Source organism: Streptomyces sp. NPDC013457, assembly GCF_043089925.1.
Lineage (GTDB): Bacteria > Actinomycetota > Actinomycetes > Streptomycetales > Streptomycetaceae > Streptomyces.
This window is the reverse complement of the sequence record NZ_JBICBL010000002.1, coordinates 273,644-292,479: the sequence shown is the minus strand read 5'-3', so window position 1 is coordinate 292,479 and position 18,836 is coordinate 273,644. Positions and strand designations below refer to the sequence as shown.

13 protein-coding genes are annotated in these 18,836 nt (G+C 71.9%); 5 read left to right on the top strand and 8 right to left on the bottom strand.

Going from position 1 to position 18,836, the window contains the following annotated elements; genetic code table 11:
• Positions 1 to 78: 78 nt before the first annotated feature.
• Both ACF1G2_RS06885 and ACF1G2_RS06880 read right to left on the bottom strand, forming a co-directional pair.
• Positions 79 to 990, bottom strand: a complete 912-nt coding sequence (locus tag ACF1G2_RS06885) for an ABC transporter permease (protein WP_391797248.1) — start codon at positions 988 to 990, stop codon at positions 79 to 81.
• A complete protein-coding gene (locus ACF1G2_RS06880; protein ID WP_391797247.1) occupies positions 987 to 3,707 on the bottom strand; it encodes an alpha/beta fold hydrolase in 2,721 nt (906 codons plus the stop codon). Before ACF1G2_RS06880 ends, ACF1G2_RS06885 begins: the two co-directional genes overlap by 4 nt.
• 133 nt (positions 3,708 to 3,840) lie before the next feature.
• Between ACF1G2_RS06880 and ACF1G2_RS06875 the strand changes: the two genes are divergently transcribed.
• The 3 genes from ACF1G2_RS06875 (at position 3,841) to ACF1G2_RS06865 (ending at position 8,401) form a co-directional block, all read left to right on the top strand.
• Positions 3,841 to 4,266, top strand: coding sequence for a GNAT family N-acetyltransferase (locus ACF1G2_RS06875; RefSeq protein WP_391797246.1), 426 nt, complete (start codon positions 3,841 to 3,843; stop codon positions 4,264 to 4,266).
• Positions 4,267 to 4,379: 113 nt separating this feature from the next.
• Positions 4,380 to 5,558, top strand: coding sequence for a S8 family peptidase (locus ACF1G2_RS06870; protein ID WP_391797245.1), 1,179 nt, complete (start codon positions 4,380 to 4,382; stop codon positions 5,556 to 5,558).
• 500 nt (positions 5,559 to 6,058) lie between these two features.
• Positions 6,059 to 8,401 carry a hypothetical protein gene (locus ACF1G2_RS06865; RefSeq protein ID WP_391797244.1) on the top strand — a complete coding sequence of 781 codons (2,343 nt, stop codon included), beginning with the start codon at positions 6,059 to 6,061 and terminating at the stop codon, positions 8,399 to 8,401.
• Between the two features lie 61 nt (positions 8,402 to 8,462).
• On the opposite strand, the gene mmsA is transcribed toward ACF1G2_RS06865, so the two are convergent.
• From mmsA to iolC, 5 genes are all read right to left on the bottom strand, one after another.
• The gene (mmsA, locus tag ACF1G2_RS06860; RefSeq protein WP_391797243.1) at positions 8,463 to 9,974 is read right to left on the bottom strand and encodes a CoA-acylating methylmalonate-semialdehyde dehydrogenase; all 1,512 of its coding nucleotides are present in this window, start codon (positions 9,972 to 9,974) and stop codon (positions 8,463 to 8,465) included.
• 14 nt (positions 9,975 to 9,988) lie between these two features.
• A complete protein-coding gene (gene iolD, locus ACF1G2_RS06855; RefSeq protein WP_391797242.1) occupies positions 9,989 to 11,857 on the bottom strand; it encodes a 3D-(3,5/4)-trihydroxycyclohexane-1,2-dione acylhydrolase (decyclizing) in 1,869 nt (622 codons plus the stop codon).
• Positions 11,854 to 12,660 (bottom strand): 5-deoxy-glucuronate isomerase, encoded by an 807-nt coding sequence (gene iolB, locus ACF1G2_RS06850; protein WP_391797241.1) that lies wholly within the window; start codon positions 12,658 to 12,660, stop codon positions 11,854 to 11,856. The genes iolD and iolB overlap by 4 nt, the downstream gene beginning before the upstream one ends.
• A complete protein-coding gene (locus ACF1G2_RS06845) occupies positions 12,657 to 13,730 on the bottom strand; it encodes a deoxyribose-phosphate aldolase (RefSeq protein WP_391797240.1) in 1,074 nt (357 codons plus the stop codon). The genes iolB and ACF1G2_RS06845 overlap by 4 nt, the downstream gene beginning before the upstream one ends.
• Positions 13,731 to 13,825: 95 nt before the next feature.
• Positions 13,826 to 14,773 carry a 5-dehydro-2-deoxygluconokinase gene (gene iolC / locus ACF1G2_RS06840; RefSeq protein WP_391797579.1) on the bottom strand — a complete coding sequence of 316 codons (948 nt, stop codon included), beginning with the start codon at positions 14,771 to 14,773 and terminating at the stop codon, positions 13,826 to 13,828.
• 158 nt (positions 14,774 to 14,931) lie between these two features.
• Here iolC and ACF1G2_RS06835 point away from each other — a divergent pair, with 158 nt between their 5' ends.
• Both ACF1G2_RS06835 and ACF1G2_RS06830 read left to right on the top strand, forming a co-directional pair.
• Complete coding sequence (locus ACF1G2_RS06835) at positions 14,932 to 15,840, top strand: sugar phosphate isomerase/epimerase family protein (RefSeq protein WP_391797239.1); 909 nt, start codon at positions 14,932 to 14,934, stop codon at positions 15,838 to 15,840.
• Between the two features lie 246 nt (positions 15,841 to 16,086).
• Positions 16,087 to 16,284, top strand: a complete 198-nt coding sequence (locus ACF1G2_RS06830) for a MarR family transcriptional regulator (protein WP_352191890.1) — start codon at positions 16,087 to 16,089, stop codon at positions 16,282 to 16,284.
• 81 nt (positions 16,285 to 16,365) lie between these two features.
• On the opposite strand, the gene ACF1G2_RS06825 is transcribed toward ACF1G2_RS06830, so the two are convergent.
• Positions 16,366 to 18,726 carry an MMPL family transporter gene (locus ACF1G2_RS06825; protein WP_391797238.1) on the bottom strand — a complete coding sequence of 787 codons (2,361 nt, stop codon included), beginning with the start codon at positions 18,724 to 18,726 and terminating at the stop codon, positions 16,366 to 16,368.
• Positions 18,727 to 18,836 lie beyond the last annotated feature (110 nt).

Below are 18,836 nucleotides of genomic sequence, written 5' to 3'. Positions count from 1 at the left end.
GCGCGCCGCCGGCCTCCCGTGGGCCTACCACCTCCCGTGGGCGTACGCCCTCCCCTGCGCCTACGCCCCCTCGTGGGCCTACGACACGATGTCCTTGCGCGCGAAGCCCCGGAAGGCGAGGGCGAAGAGGATCAGGGCGTACGTCACCGAGATGGCCGTGCCCTTCAGCATCCCGCCCCACTCCAACTGCGGCTGGAGCGCGTCCACCCACGCGTACTGCCAGTGCGCGGGCACGTAGTCACGCCAGGAGCCGAGCGCCGTGACGGCGTCCAGCACGTTGCCGATGATCGTCAGGCCGACCGCGCCTCCGACGGCGCCCAGCGGCGCGTCCGTCTTCGTGGAGAGCCAGAAGGCGAGCCCGGCGGTGACCAGTTGGGAGACGAGGATGAACGCGACGGCCAGACCGAGCCGGGGCAGGGTCTCGGCGGCGGGCAGAGCGCCGCCGGTGGGGAGCTTCAGCGGTCCCCAGCCGTAGGCGAACGTGCCCGCGACGAGCGCGACCGCGGGCAGCAGGACCATCGCCGCCGCGCTGAAGCCGAGCGCCACGGCCAGCTTGGACCACAGCAGCCGGGCCCGGGGCACCGGTGCGGCCAGCAGATAGCGCAGCGAGGACCAGCTCGCCTCGGAGGCGACGGTGTCCCCGCAGAACAGGGCCACCGCCACCACGAGGAGGAAGCCTGCCGAGACGAAGAGGCAGGTCGCGGCGAAGTTCGCCGCCGACGCCGTCGCCGTGTCCATCAGCGTGACGCGGCCGTTGCCGCCGTCGCCGTCCTGCTCCCCGCCGATCGCGAAGGCGATGATCAGGATGAAGGGCAGTGCGGCGAGCACCGCCCCCATGACCAGGGTGCGGCGCCGCTTCAGCTGCCGTACGGCTTCGACGCGCAGCGGCAGGGTGCGCCGTGCCCGATAGCCTGCGGCGGTCTCCACGAGTTCCGCCGGTCCTCCGTCGCGGGTACCGGTGCCTGCGCTCGTCCTCGTACTGGTGCTCATGCGGAGCCACCTCCGATCAGGGTCAGGAACGCGTCCTCGAGGCGCCGGTGCGGTCCCACACCGGTCAGGGGCACGTCCAGGCGGACGAGTTCGCCGATCAGGGTGGTCGCGTCGGCACCGTCGAGACGGACCAGGAGCCCGCCCTCGGTCCGCGCGGCCGAACCGATCCCGGGCAGCGCGCCGATCTTGTCGACGAGCGGGTCGGGGACGGTGTCCCCGAGCGTGACGAGCAGGGTGTCCCCGGCGCCGGTGATCTCGCCGACCGGCCCGGCCTGCACGAGCTGCCCGCGGTCCATCACCACGAGGTGGGTGCAGGACTGCTCGACCTCCGAGAGGAGGTGGCTGGAGACGATGACGGTCCGGCCCTGCGCCGCGTACCGGATCATCACGTCCCGCATCTCGCGGATCTGTGGCGGGTCGAGGCCGTTGGTCGGCTCGTCGAGGATCAGCAGGTCCGGCAGGCCGAGCATGGCCTGGGCGATCGCGAGCCGCTGCCGCATGCCCTGCGAGTACGTCCGGACGGCACGGGCCAGGGCGTCGCCGAGGCCGGCGATCTCCAGGGCCTCCTCGATGTGGGCGTCCTCAGCGGGGCGGCCGGTGGCCTTCCAGTACAGCTCCAGGTTCTCCCGCCCGGAGAGGTGCGGCAGGAAGCCGGCGCCCTCCACGAAGGCGCCGACCCGGGACAGGACCGGTGCGCCGGGGCGGATGGCCTGCCCGAAGACCCGGATCTCCCCGTCGTCGGGGGTGATCAGGCCCATGAGCATGCGCAGGGTGGTGGTCTTTCCCGCTCCGTTGGGCCCGAGGAGCCCGAGGACCTGTCCCTGTTCCACGCGGAAGGAGAGGTCCCGGACGGCGTACCGGTCCGAGGACTTGGCGTACTTCTTCGTCAGGCCCGTGATCTGCAGCGGTACGGCGGCGAGTCCGGGGTCGGGGGCGGGGGCCGCGGTCCGGCGCCGGGACGTCAGCAGCAGCCCGGCGGCGATCAGGGCGCCGGCGAGCGGCAGCCCCCACACCCACCAGGGCAGTGCGGCGGCCTGGGTGTCCACGGCGGGCGCCGTCGGCACGGTCAGCGGGGACTCGACGGCGACGGTGTAGCCGGCCGGTGTCGCCGGGGAGGCGTAGCCGAGGTCGGTGGAGGAGAGCACGAGCCGCAGCCGGTGGCCCGCCTCGATCTCGTGGTCGATCGCGGGGAGCGTCAGCGCGACGCTCCGGCCCTTCGCGGCGCCTTCGACCCGGACGGGGGCGACGAGCTGCGCGGGCAGCACCTGCTGCCGGCCGTCCGGCCCCACGTCGTAGACCTTGGCGAAGAGGACGGCCGAGCCGTCCGGGCTGTCCGAGGTGACCTTGACGCGGACGGTCGGCGTGCCGGTGATCCGTACCGGCACGGTCTGCGGCTTGGCGTCGAACCGCGCGTACTGGCCGGGGAAGTCGAGCGAGAGGCCGACGCCGAGGGAGGAGAGCCGGGAGAGCCCGCCGCCGATGCCGGGGAGGGCCGAGATGGCGGGCGGGCTGGCTCCGGCGGGGTTGGCGAACGTCTGCGGCTTGGAGGCGTCGAGCGGAACGGAGAGCGGGTCGTCCGTGAGCCCCGGGTAGCGGTCGGCGCTCGCCCCGCGGAGCTGCGCCCGGCCGTCGGTGGAGTCGACCCCGCCGGTACGGCTGACGCGGAACGCGGGTCCGGTGTCGGCGCCCTTGTCCTGCTTGAGGTGGCGGTCGAACCAGGCGCCGATCCGGGCCTCGACCCGGTCCGTCTCGCGGTCGCCGCCGTCGTGGCCGCCCGCGATCCAGTCGACGGCGACGGGCGCGCCGTTGGCGGCGATCGTCCTGGCCATGGCGTCGGCGTGCGTCAGCGGGAAGAGGGAGTCGCTCTGCCCCTGGACGATGAGCGCCGGGACCTTGATCCGGTCGCCGACGGCGGAGGGGCTGCGGGCTTCGAGGAGTGCCCGGGCGGCGGCGTCGGGCTTCCCGGAGACGGCCACGCTCTCGTGCATGGCGCACAGCTCTGCGGTGAACCGCCCGCACCCGGCCTTGCCGGTCGTGGCGGACGGATCGGCGCCGCGGTCGGCTCCGCTGCCTGCTCCGCTGCCTGCTCCGGCCGGGGCGCCCGGGGCGCCCGTCTCGGCGCCCGTGGAGAAGAAGATGCCGGCCCAGAGCTTCTTGAAGACGCCGTCCGGGAAGAGCGCGTCGGCGAGGTTCCAGTACGTGATCTGGGGGGCGATCGCGTCGACGCGGGTGTCGTGGCCGGCTGCGAGCAGGGAGACCGCGCCGCCGTAGGAGGCGCCGGTGACGCCGACGCGCGGGTCACCGGCCTTGTCGAGCTGGACCTCGGGGCGCGCGGCGAGCCAGTCGACGAGCCGCCGGACGTCCTCGACCTCGTGGTCGGGGTCGTTGAGTCCGATCTCTCCCGTCGAGGCGCCGAAGCCGCGCGCCGACCAGGTCAGGACGGCGTAGCCGTCGCGGGCGAGCTTCTCGGCCTGGGCGCGGACGTCGTCCTTGGAACCGCCGAAGCCGTGGCCGAGCAGGACGGCCGGCCTGCGGTCGGCGGCGGGTCCCGAGGTGAAGTACGAGGTGTCGATCCGCGCCCCGGGCATGGCGAGCACCTGGTCCGCGCGGTGCACGGGCGGCGGTTCGTCGGAGGCGACGGCGGTCCAGGTACCGGCGCCCGCGAGCACGGCGAGGGCGGCGGTGACCGCGGCCCACCGGGGAAGTCGGAGTGGCATGGTGTCGAGCCTAGGCGGCCCGCGCGTGCGGCTCGGCTGTCCACGGGCGGAAATCGGCGGCCTCCTGGAGTCGTACGCCGTACCGTCCCGTACACCAGGCGCGGTACGCGCGGTGCGAGGCGAGGGGTCGTACATGGAGATCAGGCGGGCGACGACGGTGGCCGAGCTGCTCGCGGCGGGGCATCTCTACGACGGCCCGCCGAGGGAGTCGTGGGCGGAGGCGTTCCTCGCCGCCGGGGGCCATCTGATGCTGATCGCGTACGCGGAGGACGGTTTCCCCGTGGGTCTGGTGTCCGGGATCGAGATGCTCCACCCGGACAAGGGGGTGGAGATGTGTCTCTACGAGCTGTCGGTGGACGAGGGGTACCGGCGGCGGGGTGTGGGGCGGGCGCTGACGGAGGCGCTGGTGGCCGAGGCCCGGGAGCGCGGCTGTTACGACGTGTGGGTGGGCGTGGATCCGGACAACGAGGCCGCGTTCCGGACGTACCGGTCGGCGGGGGCCGGGGACGAGGGCGGGTTCGCGATGCTGACCTGGGAGTTCGAGGTGAAGGACCGGTGAGGGGAGCCGACGTGCCCTTGTAGGACCCATGACAACACGAGACTCTGTGGCGCACCACGAACACCCGTACTTGCCGGTAACCCGGTCAACGAAAGGTTCAGGTGCCCCACCACATGACCCGAATACCCCGCCGCGCCCTGGCGATCGTCCCCGTTCTCGCCCTTGCCGCCGGCCTGCAGTTCGCCGCCTCCCCCACGGCGCAGAGCGCGACCGTCGGCGACCTCCGCCTCGCCCCGGCCTCGCTCGCCGTCGACGACAGCTGGATCGTCGTCCTCAAGGACGGCTCGACCCGCGCCGCCGACCTGGGTGTGACCCCGAAGCACGAGTACCGCTCGGTGCTGAAGGGCTTCTCGACCACGATGTCCCAGGCCAGGGCCGCGGCCCTGGCCTCCGACCCGCGCGTGGCGTACGTGGAGCAGAACGCGACCGTACACATGGCCGAGACGCAGCCCGGCGCGACGTGGGGTCTCGACCGGATCGACCAGCGTGACCTGCCGCTGTCGACCACGTACACGTACGGCACGCAGGCCTCGAACGTGACCGCGTACATCATCGACACCGGCATCCGCACCTCGCACAGCGAGTTCGGCGGCCGGGCGAGGGTGGGCACGGACACCGTCGGCGGCGGCCAGAACGGGCAGGACTGCCAGGGCCACGGCACGCACGTCGCGGGCACGGTCGGCGGCGCGAAGTACGGCGTCGCCAAGGGCGCGAAGCTGGTGGCCGTACGCGTCCTGGACTGCAACGGCTCCGGTACGACCGCCGGCGTCATCGCGGGCGTCGACTGGGTCACGGCCAACGCGGTCAAGCCCGCGGTCGCCAACATGAGCCTGGGCGGGGGCGCGAACACCTCCCTGGACGACGCGGTGAAGCGCTCGATCGCCTCCGGCGTCACGTACGCGGTCGCCGCGGGCAACGGCAACCTCCTCGGACTGCCGGCCCGAGCGTGCAACTACTCCCCCGCCCGCGTCCCCGAGGCGATCACGGTCGGCGCGACGGACTCCGCCGACAAGCGGGCGTCCTTCTCCAACTACGGCACGTGCGTGGACCTCTTCGCTCCGGGCGTCTCCATCACCTCGGCGTGGAAGGACAGCGACACGGCGACGAACACCATCTCGGGCACGTCGATGGCGACCCCGCACACGGCGGGCGTGGCCGCGCTCTACCTCGCGGCGAACCCGACGGCCTCCCCGGCCCAGGTGAGCACCGCGCTGGTGGACAACGCCACGAGCGGCAAGGTCCAGAACCCGCTCTCGGGCTCCCCGAACAAGCTGCTGCACTCGAGGTTCTAGGCACGTTCCCCTCCACCAGATGCCCGAGGAGCTCCGTACCCGGCGGGTCCGGACGCTCCTCGGGCATCCGTGTGCCGCCGACTTGCTCTCGCCGGAAAGCGTAGAAGACTGGTGAGTGACGACTAGAACCACCAGAGGTCGACATGTCCTCTCGTTCTGAGCGGCACTCTCCGATCGATTCGTCGTCACTTCCGGTACCTCACGTGATGCGTGCTGGGGTGGTGGCGGTCCTCTCCGTCGTTCTCCTCATCGCCGCTGTCAGCGGTGTCGGCTGGGTGACCCCGGCCTGGGAGGCCAAGGAGAGCTGGCCAACCTTCTTCCAATACGCCTCCGAGTGGTTCATGCGCTTCTTCGAAGGCGCGTCGCGGATCGTGACGGGGGGCTCGGAGGGAGCCGGCCTGAACCTCCGTCTGTTGTGCGTCCTCCTCCTGTTTCTCTGCTTCGCGGCCCTGCGCCGTTGGATGCTCCAGCGGAACGCGTACAAGCCCGGGCCGGTGGACGTGCAGCGGCTCGTCTCCGCGACCGCGGACCACGAGCCCAGCCTCGAAGGTCTCACCGCCCAGCTGCGCAAGCAGCTGTCGGAGACGAACCTGTATCCCCCGTCCGCACTCCCCGCGGAATCGCCGGCCGAGAGCTTCCTCGATCTGCTCGGCGACATTGACCTCGAGCCGAAGAAGCTGGGAACGAGCATCCTGCGTCTGTTCAGTCGCCTACGGCCGAAGGTCGCCTACAAGGTGCGCGGGGTGCTGCGCGTCCGGGACGAGGAACCGGTGTTCGGCGTCACCGTCACCGTCACCTCCTATGCGACGAGGGGCAGTCGGACCGAGACGATGTGGCGACCGACCTGGGAGGAGGCGGTCCGGGCCAGCGGGTACTGGGTGATGGCAGCACTGGTACCGGTCACACAGGCGAGCCGACGGGCACCCTGGCAGGAATGGCGCGGACGGAACCTCCAACCCGAGCTGTTCGCCGCCTATCAGGAGGCGAGGGAACTCAGCCAGGACCGGAAGTTCGACGATGCCCTCGACCGCTACTACACGGCACTACGGCTCGATCCCACCAACGTTCACCTGCGCACACAGATCGCGGGGACACAGGAGAAGCTGTGGCTGCACCTCGATGCCCTCGAGACGTACCACGGAGCGATCCTCCTGGACGGGCAGAGCAGGGAGGAGCGGAACGCCCGCCTGAGAAGGGGACCCTGGAACCCGCGTCGGTCCTTCTGCAAGCGTTACGGGTGGTGGCGCAACGGCCTGCTCGAAGCGCGGTTCCGCTATGCGGTCGTCCTCGGCATGTCCGAACGCACTGCTCACCAGTGGTGCAGGTCGAAGGTGGATCCCGCTGACTACCGCAAAGCCCCGCGGCGCGCACACACCCGATGGGAGATTCGCAAGTCGCTGACCCCGGCGCTCGTCGAGAGGTACTGGCGGACGGTCGTCCACCTCACGCCGCCCGGTGCGGACGATCCCATCTGCGACGAGAAGACGGCACGAGCGTGGCTCGAGGAGCAGCTCGGGGAAGAGGGCCTCGACAAGGCGAACGTCAGCCTCATATTTCAGCTTGCCTGCGAGGAGGAGATGTACCAACTCGCTGCCGACTACCCCCTCCTCCGCTTCTTCAGGAACTCCAGCAGACGGCGGTCCAGAGGACTCACCTGGACTTCGCTCCGGCTCAATCGGGACGTGTGGGCACCGCTGCGTCTGGCATGGGCCGAGAGGCAGACCAAGAACGGCGTGGTGCCGGGTCTGCGCAACGACCTTGTCTGGCCCATGAAGGAGGAGGACCTCAGGAAGCGAGTGGAGCAGGCGCGAGGATGGTGGGTCTGGCGGCGGACGGCGGCGCGGCTCAGCAGCTGGCAGCTGTGGCCCCCTCGGCCCTGGCAGGACAGGTACAACACGGCATGCATATACGCCGTGGCGATGGGCGGCCATGAGAGCAACGGCCATGAGAGCAAGCAGGAACTGGACGAACTCGCCGTGCGGTCCGTGGAGGAACTGGAGGCCGCCGCCAGAGCGGACCTGACCAGCTTTCACCCCATCATGCGTTCCTGGCTGCTCATCGAGGATCCGGATCTCGAATGGCTGCGCCCCAACCCGCGATTCATACGCTTCGAACGCGAGATCTACCCCCATGACGCCCCCGACCGCGATCGGCCCCAGCGTCCAGTGAAGGCCGAGATGAAGGCATACGACCAGCAACTGCTGGGCGGCACAGCACATGTCATGGAACACACGTGGCGCCTGCGCGGGAAGGTCCTGCCGGCCGAGGCACACGTGATCGCCCAGTGGTTCATCACCGAGAAATGGGTCTGGCAGTGCGTCCACCGAGTGGCCGCCAATCAGGGCCGGGACTGGCGCGACCGGGAGAAGCTCCTTCAGACCGTCCGCGAGATCGCCGACTCCACGCTACTGGCCAAGTACGGCCTTCCGTCCAAACTGCCCGAGCTGGACGACCTCCTGGACGACGCGACGTGGTTCGAGATCAGCTCGGCGAAGGAGAGCATCACCGGATTCGAGGGGGTCATCGAGGAGCGGATGGCGGTTCTGGGTCAAGCGCTCGGCGGGACAGCCAACGGGCTGTCACCCATCGGCCGAAGCGACCAGTGGATCAGAGCGGTCAAACACAGCGGAACATCGCCCAACTTCGTGATGCAGGCCGCCGTCCGACAGGCGTGTGCGGACTATGAGGCCACCTGGCGGGCGCTGCGTGACCAGCTCGACCCCGACGACGATGAACTGGCGTTCCCCAGAGCTCTGCACCAGCTCCACGAACCGGATGGGGCGTGGCGACTCCTCGCCACCTTCAGGACACGAGCGCCGGGCTCCTTCCGTCACACCGGTTGACCTCGGTGCGGGAAGAACCCCTGCCGGCCGGAGCCGGCAGGGGTCGACAGTCCGGAACGGGTCAGTGGTTGCGCGGGAAGCCGAGGTCCACGCCTGCCGGGGCCTCGGAGGGGTCCGGCCAGCGGGTCGTGACGACCTTGCCGCGGGTGTAGAAGTGGACGCCGTCGTTGCCGTAGACGTGGTGGTCGCCGAAGAGCGAGTCCTTCCAGCCGCCGAAGGAGTGGTAGCCCACCGGCACCGGGATCGGCACGTTCACGCCGACCATGCCCGCCTCGATCTCCAGCTGGAAGCGGCGGGCCGCGCCGCCGTCACGGGTGAAGATCGCGGTGCCGTTGCCGAACGGCGAGGCGTTGATGAGGGCGACGCCCTCCTCGTACGTCTCGGCGCGCAGCACGCAGAGCACCGGGCCGAAGATCTCGTCCTGGTACGCCTTCGCGGTCGTGGGCACGTGGTCCAGGAGCGACAGGCCGATCCAGTGCCCGTCCTCGAACCCGTCGACCGTGTAGCCGGTGCCGTCGAGGACGACCTCGCAGCCCTCGTCCGCCGCGCCCTTCACGTACGAGGCGACCTTGTCGCGGTGGACCGCCGTGATCAGCGGGCCCATCTCGGAGGTCGGGTCGTTGCCGGGGCCGATCTTGATCTTCTCGGCGCGCTCGCGGATCTTCTCCACCAGCTCGTCGCCGATCGCACCGACCGCCACGACCGCCGAGATCGCCATGCAGCGCTCACCGGCCGAGCCGTACGCCGCCGAGACCGCGGCGTCGGCCGCCGCGTCCAGGTCGGCGTCCGGCAGCACCAGCATGTGGTTCTTCGCGCCGCCGAGCGCCTGGACGCGCTTGCCCGCCGTGGAGGCGGTGGTGTGGATGTACCGGGCGATCGGCGTCGAGCCGACGAAGGAGACCGCCGAGACGTCCGGGTGCTCCAGGAGCCGGTCGACGGCGACCTTGTCGCCGTGGACGACGTTGAAGACGCCGTCCGGCAGGCCCGCCTCGGCGAGCAGCTCCGCGATCTTCAGCGACGGCGAGGGGTCCTTCTCGCTCGGCTTGAGGATGAAGGTGTTGCCGCACGCGATGGCGATGGGGAACATCCACATCGGGACCATCGCCGGGAAGTTGAACGGCGTGATGCCGGCCACCACGCCCACAGGCTGGCGGATCGCGGCCACGTCCACCCGGTTCGAGACCTGGGTGGACAGCTCGCCCTTGAGCTGGGTGGTGATGCCGCAGGCCAGGTCCACGATCTCCAGACCGCGGGCGACCTCGCCCAGCGCGTCCGAGTGCACCTTGCCGTGCTCGGCGGTGATCAGCTCGGCGATGGCGTCCCGGTTGGCGTCGAGCAGCGCGCGGAACTTGAAGAGGATCGTGGTGCGCTGCGCGAGCGACGCCGTGCCCCAGGTCTCGAATGCGGTCTTCGCCGCGGCCACGGCCGCGTCGACCTCGTCGACCGACGCCAGCGCCACCTTCGTGGTCACGGCGCCCGTGGCCGGGTCGGTGACCGGGCCCCAGTTGCCCGACGTGCCCTCGACGGTCTTGCCACCGATCCAGTGGTTGACGGTCTTCTCGGTGTTCGTCATGCCGGAATGCTCCTTCAGAGATGGCGGCGTCGGGCGGTGACGTGCCGGTCGTACTCCTCCCGGGCCTTGACCGCCGACGCGCGGGTCGAGGTCTCGGCCACGGGCACATCCCACCACGCCTGAGCGGGGGGCGCGCCCGACACTGTGTCTGCCGTTTCGGTCTCGACATAGACACATGTGGGAACGGTCGACGCCCGCGCGTCGGCGAGGGCTTCTCGCAGGTCACGTGTGGTACGTGCAGTGAGCACCCGCATCCCGAGCGAGGCCGCGTTGGCGGCCAGGTCGACGGGGAGCGGGTCCCCGGTGAAGGTGCCGTCCGGCGCGCGGAAGCGGTATGCGGTGCCGTACCTCTCACCGCCCACGGCCTCGGACAGCCCTCCGATGGAGGCGTACCCGTGGTTCTGCAGGATCACCACCTTGACGGGCAGTCCTTCCTGCACGGCGGTGACGATTTCGGTGGGGTTCATCAGATACGTACCGTCGCCGACGAGCGCCCAGACCGGCCGCCCGGGCGCGGCGAGGGCCACTCCGATCGCCGCCGGGATCTCGTAGCCCATGCAGGAGTAGCCGTACTCGACGTGGTACTGGTCGGCGGAGCGGGCCCGCCAGAGCTTGTGGAGGTCCCCGGGGAGCGAGCCGGCCGCGTTGATCAGGATGTCGTCCCCGGTGACCAGGGTGTCGAGTGCGCCGAGGACCTGCGGCTGGGTGGGCCGGGCCGCCTCGTCCGCCGGGGTGCAGGCGGCGGTGACGCGGGCCTCCCAGCGGTGCTTCTCCTCCGTGTACTCGCGCGCGTAGTGCTCCGTGACGTGGTGCGGGTCGAGCAGCGCGTGGAGTGCCTCGATGCCTTCGCGGGCGTCCGCGACCAGGGGCAGCGCGGCCAGCTTGTGCGAGTCGAAGGCCGCGATGTTGAGGTTGACGAACCGCACGTCCGGGTGGGTGAACAGGGTCCCGGAGGCGGTGGTGAAGTCGGTCCAGCGGGTGCCGACCCCGATCACCACGTCGGCCGTGCGCGCCAGGTGGTCGGCGACGGCGGTGCCGGTGTGGCCGACGGCGCCGACGTCCTGCGGGTGGTCGTGACGCAGCGCGCCCTTGCCCGCCTGGGTGGAGGCGACCGGGATGCCGGTCAGGGAGGCGAAGGTGCCGAGCGCCTCCTCGGCGCCGCTGTACTTGACCCCGCCACCCGCGACGATCAGCGGACGGGCCGCCCGGCCGATCGCCGCGACCGCCGCCTCCAGTTCGGCGTCGTCCGGCACCGGCCGGCGCACGCGCCAGACCCGCTCGGCGAAGAACTCCTCCGGCCAGTCGTACGCCTCCGCCTGGACGTCCTGCGGCAGGGCGAGCGTCACCGCCCCGGTCTGGACGGGGTCGGTGAGGACCCGCGCGGCGGCGAGAGCGGCGGGGATCAGCGCCTCGGGGCGGGTGACGCGGTCGAAGTACGCGGAGACCGGCCGGAGGCAGTCGTTGACGGACACATCGCCCGCGTACGGGACTTCCAGCTGCTGGAGGACCGGGTCGGCGGGGCGGGTGGCGAAGCTGTCGCCGGGAAGCAGCAGCACCGGGAGGCGGTTGATCGTGGCGAGCGCGGCACCGGTGACGAGGTTGGTGGCGCCGGGGCCGATGGAGGTGGTCACGGCGTTCGCGGAGAGCCGGTTCGACTGGCGGGCGTAGCCGACGGCCGCGTGCACCATGGCCTGTTCGTTGCGCCCCTGGTGGTACGGCATCGCGTCGGCGTACTCGACGAGCGCCTGGCCGATCCCGGCGACGTTCCCGTGCCCGAAGATGCCCCAGGTCGCGGCGATCAACCGCCGTCGTACACCGTCGCGTTCGGTGTACTGCGCGGCGAGGAACCGCACCAGCGCCTGCGCGACGGTCAGAGTGCTCACGTGTACCCCTCCGAGTGGTCGGGATGGAAGCAGATCTTCCACTCCCGCTCCGGTCCTGGTCCCGCCATCACGTTCAGGTAGTACATGTCGTGCTCCGGCTGCGCGATCGACGGGCCGTGCCAGCCGTCGGGCACGAGGACGGCGTCGCCGGTGCGGACCTCGGCGAGGAGGTCGGCGCCGCCGGGACGGGAGGGGGAGATCCGCTGGTAGCCGACCCCGCCGCCGGCGATCTCGAAGTAGTAGATCTCCTCCAGCTCGGACTCGGCGCCCGGGCGGTGCTCGTCGTGCTTGTGGGGCGGGTAGGAGGACCAGTTCCCCCCGGGGGTGATCACCTCGACGGCGATGAGGCGGTCCGCCTCGAAGACGCCGGCGGCGGCGAAGTTCCGTACGCTCCGCGCCCGGTTGCCGGTGCCGCGGGCCTCGACGGGTACCTCCGGCGCGGGGCCGTAGCGAGCGGGGAGTCGTCGCTCGCACTTCGCTCCTGCCAAAGCGAAGCGGCCTCCCGCACCGGAGGCGATCTGGACCCGGGCGTCGCGGGGCACGTACGCGAAGTCGGACACTCCGCCGAACACGCTCTCGCGGCCCTGGAGTTGAAGCGTCCGGCCGTCGACGTGCACCGTACAGCCGCCGGAGAGCGGAAGCACGATCCACTCGCTGTCCCCGGTGTCCAGGAGATGGGTGGCTCCCGGGCCGAGCTCGAGGACGCGCAGTGCGGAGTGCGCCCAGCCGGCCCGGTCGGGGTCGACGTGGAGCGCGTACGACCCGTGGGAGGCGGTCCCGGCGGGCAGATGCAGATCGTTCATGGGTGGTGCGTACTCCTTCCTACCGCTTCCCCCAGCAGCTGCGCAGCGGTATCGACGGCTCCGGCCACATCGCCGTCCGCGGGATAGAGCAGGGTGCGGCCGACGACCAGGCCCCGGACGGTGGGCAGGCGCAGCGCGTCGCGCCATCGCTCGTACGCGACGTCCTGGGCGTCCGGGCCCGGCCCGGGGTCTCCGCCGAGCAGGACGGTGGGGAGGGTGGTGGTCTCCAGGACGCGGGCCATGTCGTCGGGGTGGTCGGTGACCGGGACCTTGAGCCAGGTGTAGGCGGAGGTGCCGCCGAGGCCGGAGGCGACGGCGAGGGAGGTGACGACGGCCTCGGCGGAGAGGTCGTTGTGGAGCCTGCCGTCGCGGTCGCGGTGGCAGAGGAACGGTTCGACGAAGACGGGCAGCCGCAGGGCGGCCATCTCGTCGACGGCGCGGGCGGCGGTGTGGAGCGTGGAGAGCGAGCCGGGGTCGTCGGGGTCGATCCGCAGGAGCAGCTTGCCGGCGTCGAAGCCGAGCCGGGCGAGGTCCTGGGGGCGGTGGCCGGTGAACCGGTCGTCGAGCTCGAAGGAGGCCCCGGCGAGACCGCCGCGGTTCATCGACCCGATGACCAGGCGGTCGTCCAGGGCGCCGAGCAGGAGAAGGTCGTCGAGGATGTCGGCGGAGGCGAGGACCCCGTCGACACCGGGCCGCGAGAGGGCGAGCCGGAGCCGGGCGAGGAGGTCGGCGCGGTCGGCCATCGCGTACGGCCGCGCCCCGACGCCGAGCGCGCCGCGGGCGGGGTGGTCGGCGGCGACGATCAGCAGCCGTTCGCGGCCCTCGAACCACGCCCGCCTCCGCCGCGCCGCGGCGGCCTCCGCCACGGCCTCGGGCCGCCGGGCCCGCAGCGACACGAGCCGCTCGACGTCGACGGGCTCGACCCCGTCGCTCCCGCTCAGGCCCCGCACGACCCGCGCGGCCCGAGCCAGCCGCCGAGGCGGCGCGGGGTGGGCGACCTGGCGGAGGGGGTCGGTGGGGGTGGGCGTCTCGGCGGTGGTTCCGTCGTTCGGCGACGGTTCGGCCGGCATGGGGCCCTCCGAAGTGGGGGACGTGGAGGGGCTCTTCGGGCCGCTCGCCCGGCGGTGGGCGGCTCGCGTGCGCCAGCTGTCGGCGGGGCGGGCGGTCACGGGGTGCGCTCCGGGAGCGTGCCGGTGCCGGCGGCCAGGGCGCGGTCGATCTCGTCGGCGCGGGGCATCGCCGGGGAGCAGGCGAGGCGCCCCGCCACGATGGCGCCGGCCGCGTTGGCCCTGCGGAGGGTGCGGTCCAGGTCCCAGCCGGCGAGCAGCCCGTCGCACAGCGCCCCGCCGAACGCGTCGCCCGCGCCGAGGCCGTTGACCACCTCGACCGGCAGCGGCGCGACCTCCGCGCTCTCCCCGTCGGAGGTCATCGCGAGGACCCCCTCCGGGCCCTGCTTGACGACCGCGAGCCGGACGCCGGCGGCGAGCAGCGCGCGGGCCGCCGCGTACGGCTCGCGCTCCCCCGTCGCGACCTCGCATTCGTCCAGGTTGCCGACCGCGACCGTGGCCGATCGCAGCGCCTCCCGGTAGAGCGGCCCGGCCTCGTCCGGGTCGGGCCAGAGCACCGGGCGCCAGTCCAGGTCGAGCACGGTCAGCTCCGCGCCGCCCCGCTCGCGCAGCGCGCCCAGCGTCGCCGTCCGGCTGGGCTCGGCGCTCAGCCCCGTCCCGGTCACCCAGAACGCCCGCGCCGCCCGGACCGCCGCGAGATCCAGCTCCGCCGGGTGGATCTCCAGGTCGGGCGCCCGGGGGCGGCGGTAGAAGTGGATCGGGAAGTCGTCGGGCGGGAAGATCTCGCAGAAGGTGACCGGTGTCGGATACGCCTCCACCGCCGTCACCCAGCGGTCGTCGACCCCGAACGCGGCCAGCTCCTCGTGGAGGTACTCCCCGAACGGGTCCGCTCCGGTACGGCTCACCAGGGCCGTACGCCGTCCGAGCCGGGCCGCCGCGACCGCCACGTTCGCGGGCGAGCCGCCGAGGAACTTCCCGAAGGTCTCCACCCGGGCGAGCGGGACGCCCACCTGGAGGGGGTAGAGGTCCACGCCGAGGCGCCCCATCGTGATCAGCTCGTACGGCTCCGCATCCACGCGCGCCACCTCTCGCCTCGGCCCCGCACCCAGGTCTAGCCGTCCGCCCCGAACCCTGTCAACGCTATGTCCTTACATTCGGACGAGCGTCTTGACGCGTCGTTCCGGGCCCGGTCAAGGTGGCTCTCATGACGAAGCCGTCGCCGCTGTCCCGTATCCGTATCGGCTCCGCCCCCGACTCCTGGGGCGTCTGGTTCCCCGACGATCCCCGGCAGGTTCCCTGGCAGCGCTTCCTCGACGAGGTCGCAGACGCCGGCTACGCGTGGATCGAGCTCGGACCGTACGGCTATCTGCCCACCGATCCCGCCGTCCTGGCCGAGGAGACGGGCCGCAGGGGCCTGCGGGTCTCGGCGGGCACCGTCTTCACCGGGCTGCACCACGGTCCGGCGGTCTGGGAGAAGACCTGGGCCCATGTCGCCGACAACGCGGCGCTGGCGCAGGCGATGGGCGCGGAGCACCTCGTCGTCATCCCCTCCTTCTGGCGGGACGACAAGACGGGCGAGGTCCTGGAGGACCGCACGCTCACCGCGGAACAGTGGCGCGATCTGACCGGTCTGACGGAGCGCCTCGGCCGCGAGGTCCGCGACCGCTACGGGCTGCGGATCGTCGTCCATCCGCACGCGGACACCCATGTCGACACCGAACAGAACGTGGCCCGCTTCCTGGACGCGACCGCTCCGGAGCTGGTCTCGCTCTGCCTGGACACCGGGCACTACGCGTACTGCGGGGGCGACAGCGTCAAGCTGATCGAGACGTACGGCGAACGCATCGGCTACCTCCACCTCAAGCAGGTCGATCCGGAGATCCTCGCCGGGGTCGTCGCCGACGAGGTGCCGTTCGGTCCTGCCGTGGCGCGGGGCGTGATGTGCGAGCCGCCCGCCGGGGTGCCGGCGCTGGAGCCGGTCCTCGCGGCGGCGCAGGCGCTGGACGTGGAGCTGTTCGCCATCGTCGAGCAGGACATGTATCCGTGCGAGCCCGACAGGCCGTACCCGATCGCGGTCCGCACACGCCGCTTCCTGCGCTCCTGCGGAGCATAGAGGCCGCGAGAAAGCCGTTCGACGCGCCGTTGTGACCATGCGTCACTTACGTCACGTCCGTCCCCTTGTCGTCACAGATCTCTCCATTACGCGGGCTTTACGTCACAGCCGGTCGACAGCCCCTCCCTTCCCGTTGGAAGGGGTCGTTGCAAGGGGCACAGGCTCAGTGATCGCCAGCGCTTGCCCCGCAGCTCCCCCGAACGGCACCCCCGCCGCCGCTGCGAGGCGCGCAGGGAGGTGCCCCGCATGACGGACAGAAGGCTCTGGTCCTACAAGGACATCGCCGCACACATCAAGGTGCAGCCGGACACCGTCCGGTCCTACCGGAAGCACGGCCTCCTGCCGGCGCCCGACCACGTCGAGTCGGGCAAGCCCTACTGGTACGCGGACACGATCCACGCCTGGGTGGCGAACCGCCCCGGCAACAGGGCCCGCCGGGACTGACGTCCCGCCGCCCGAGGGCCCCGCACCCACACAGCCGGTGCGGGGCCCTCGGGCTGCCCGGGGCGATCCGGGCTTCCGCCCCTAGCGGCCGACGGACTCCTTGTCCCGGGTGTCCTCGTCCGCCCGTTCCGACGCCTCCACCCGGCCGTGATCCTCGGACCGCTCCGGCGCTTCCACCCGTTCCGGCGCCTTCGCCGCGTCCCCTCCCTCGCTGACCCCGAACCGGTCGTGGAAGCGGCGCAGCGGGCCCGGGGCCCACCAGGTGAGGCGGCCGGTCAGCTTCATCACGGCCGGTACGAGCAGGCTGCGGACCACCATCGCGTCCATCAGCACGGCGAGCGCGACGCCCAGGCCCAGCATCTTGGTGTTGGTCACCCGCGAGGTGCCGATGGCCACCATGACGACGGCGAGGATGACGGCGGCGGCGGTGATGAGGCCGCCCGTACGGCGCAGGCCGAACCGGACCGCGTGGTCGTGGTCGCCCGTCGCGTCGTACTCCTCCTTGATCCGGGATATCAGGAACACGCCGTAGTCCATCGAGAGGCCGAAGGCGACGCAGAACATCAGCACGGGCAGGGTCGTCTCGATGTCGCCGGTCGGGGTGAAGCCCAGGAACCCGGAGAGATGGCCTTCCTGGAAGACCCAGACCACCGCGCCGAACATGGCGGTCAGGCTGAGCCCGTTGAGGACGACGGCCTGGATCGGTATCAGCACGCTGCCGGTCAGCAGGAAGACCAGGAGCAGCGTGACGACCACGATGATCGCCCCCGCCCAGGGGAGCCGGTCGCCGATGGCGTCCTTGGAGTCGACCAGGAGGGCGGCGCCCCCGGTGACGGACGTGTCGAACGGGGCGTCCGCGGCGCGCAGTTCGCCCACCACGCGCTGGGCCGTCTCGCCGACGCCCTCGCCCTCCGGGATCACCGTGAAGTACGCGGGGGAGCCGGCGCCCGAGGCCATCGGCCCGTCCACCCGCACGACCCCGTCGAGGGCCGCTATCCGCTCGCGGTACCCGGCGTACTCGGCGGGGATGGCACCGCCTTCGGCGAGGACCGTGAGCCCGCCGCCCGGGCTGCCGGGGAATCCGTCGCGCAGCTCGTCCTGGACCACCCGGGACTCGGCGGTGGTGGGAAGCTGCCGGTCGTCGACCGTGCCGAACTTCGCACCGAGGAAGGGGAGTCCGAGCAGGACGAGACCCGCCGTGGTGAGGACGGCGAAGACCGGTGCGCGCCGCATCACGAGCGCCGCCGTCCGCGCCCAGCCGGCCCCCGGCTCCTTGGCTTCCGCCTCTGCGGAACGGCTCGACCGGGCGCCTGCCGGCTCGGCGGCACCCGGCCGGGCGCGGCCCGGCTCGGCGCCTTCGGCGGCCCGGCTCCGGCGCTTGAACAGACGCCGCAGGTCCAGCGCGTTGACCCGCTCCCCGAGCAGCATCAGGGCGGCGGGCAGCAGGGTCAGCGCGGCAACCGCGGCGAGCAGCACCACGGCGATGCCCGCGTAGGCGAAGGAGCGCAGGAAGTACTGCGGGAAGACGAGCATCGCGGAGAGCGAGGCCGCCACGGTCAGGGCGGAGAAGAGCACCGTCCGCCCGGCCGTCCGCAGGGTCGTGGCGACGGCGGTCCGGGTGTCGGCGCCCCGGCCGAGCTCCTCGCGGAACCTGCGGACCACGAACAGGGCGTAGTCGATGGCGAGTCCGAGCCCGAGGGCCGTCGTCAGGTTCTGCGCGAAGACCGAGACGTCGGTGAGTTCGGTGAGTCCCCGCAGTACCGCGTTCGTCCCCAGGATGGCCACGATGCCGATGCCCAGCGGCAGCATGGCCGCGACCGCGCTCCCGAAGACCATCACGAGCAGGACGAGCGTCACCGGCAGGGCGATCAGCTCGGCGCGCAGGAGGTCCTCCTCGACGGTCGACTGCATCTCGTGCTGCACGGCCAGCTGACCGCCGATCGAGACGTCGACGGGTCCGTGGGCGCCCCGGAAGTCCGGGGCGATCCGCTCCAGGATCTCGCCGGCGGCCTTCTCGTCGCCCTCGACCCTGGCGACGATCACGGCCTGCCGGCCGTCCTCCGAGCGCAGGGCCGGGGAGCCGGTCCCCCAGTAGGAGCCGACGCCGCCGACCCCCTGCTCGGCGTCGAGCCGCTCGGCGAGGCGCCGCGCCTCGGCGGCCACGCCGGGATCGTCGACCCCGCCCTCCCGCGCACTCACCAGCAGGAGCAGGTTGGGCTGGGAGGCGGGGAACTCCCGCTCCAGGACCTCGGTCGCGTACGTGGATTCGGCGCCCGGGACCTCGAAGCCGCCGCTCCCCATCCGGTCGGCGACACCGCTGCCCGCGAACACGGCGAGCGCGGTGATCACCAGTGCGACCAGCAGGGACAGGCGTGGCCTGGCCGTCACGAACCGGGTCCACCCCCCGCCCGGTGCGGGCCCTGAATTCTTGACTTCGGCCATGACGCGGTGTCCCCTTCACCATGACCCATGCGCTCGCTTCCCGGCAGGTCGCATGGGTCGCCCATTGCCATAGACTGGCAAACACGAGTCATCGCTCGCGTTTCACAAGA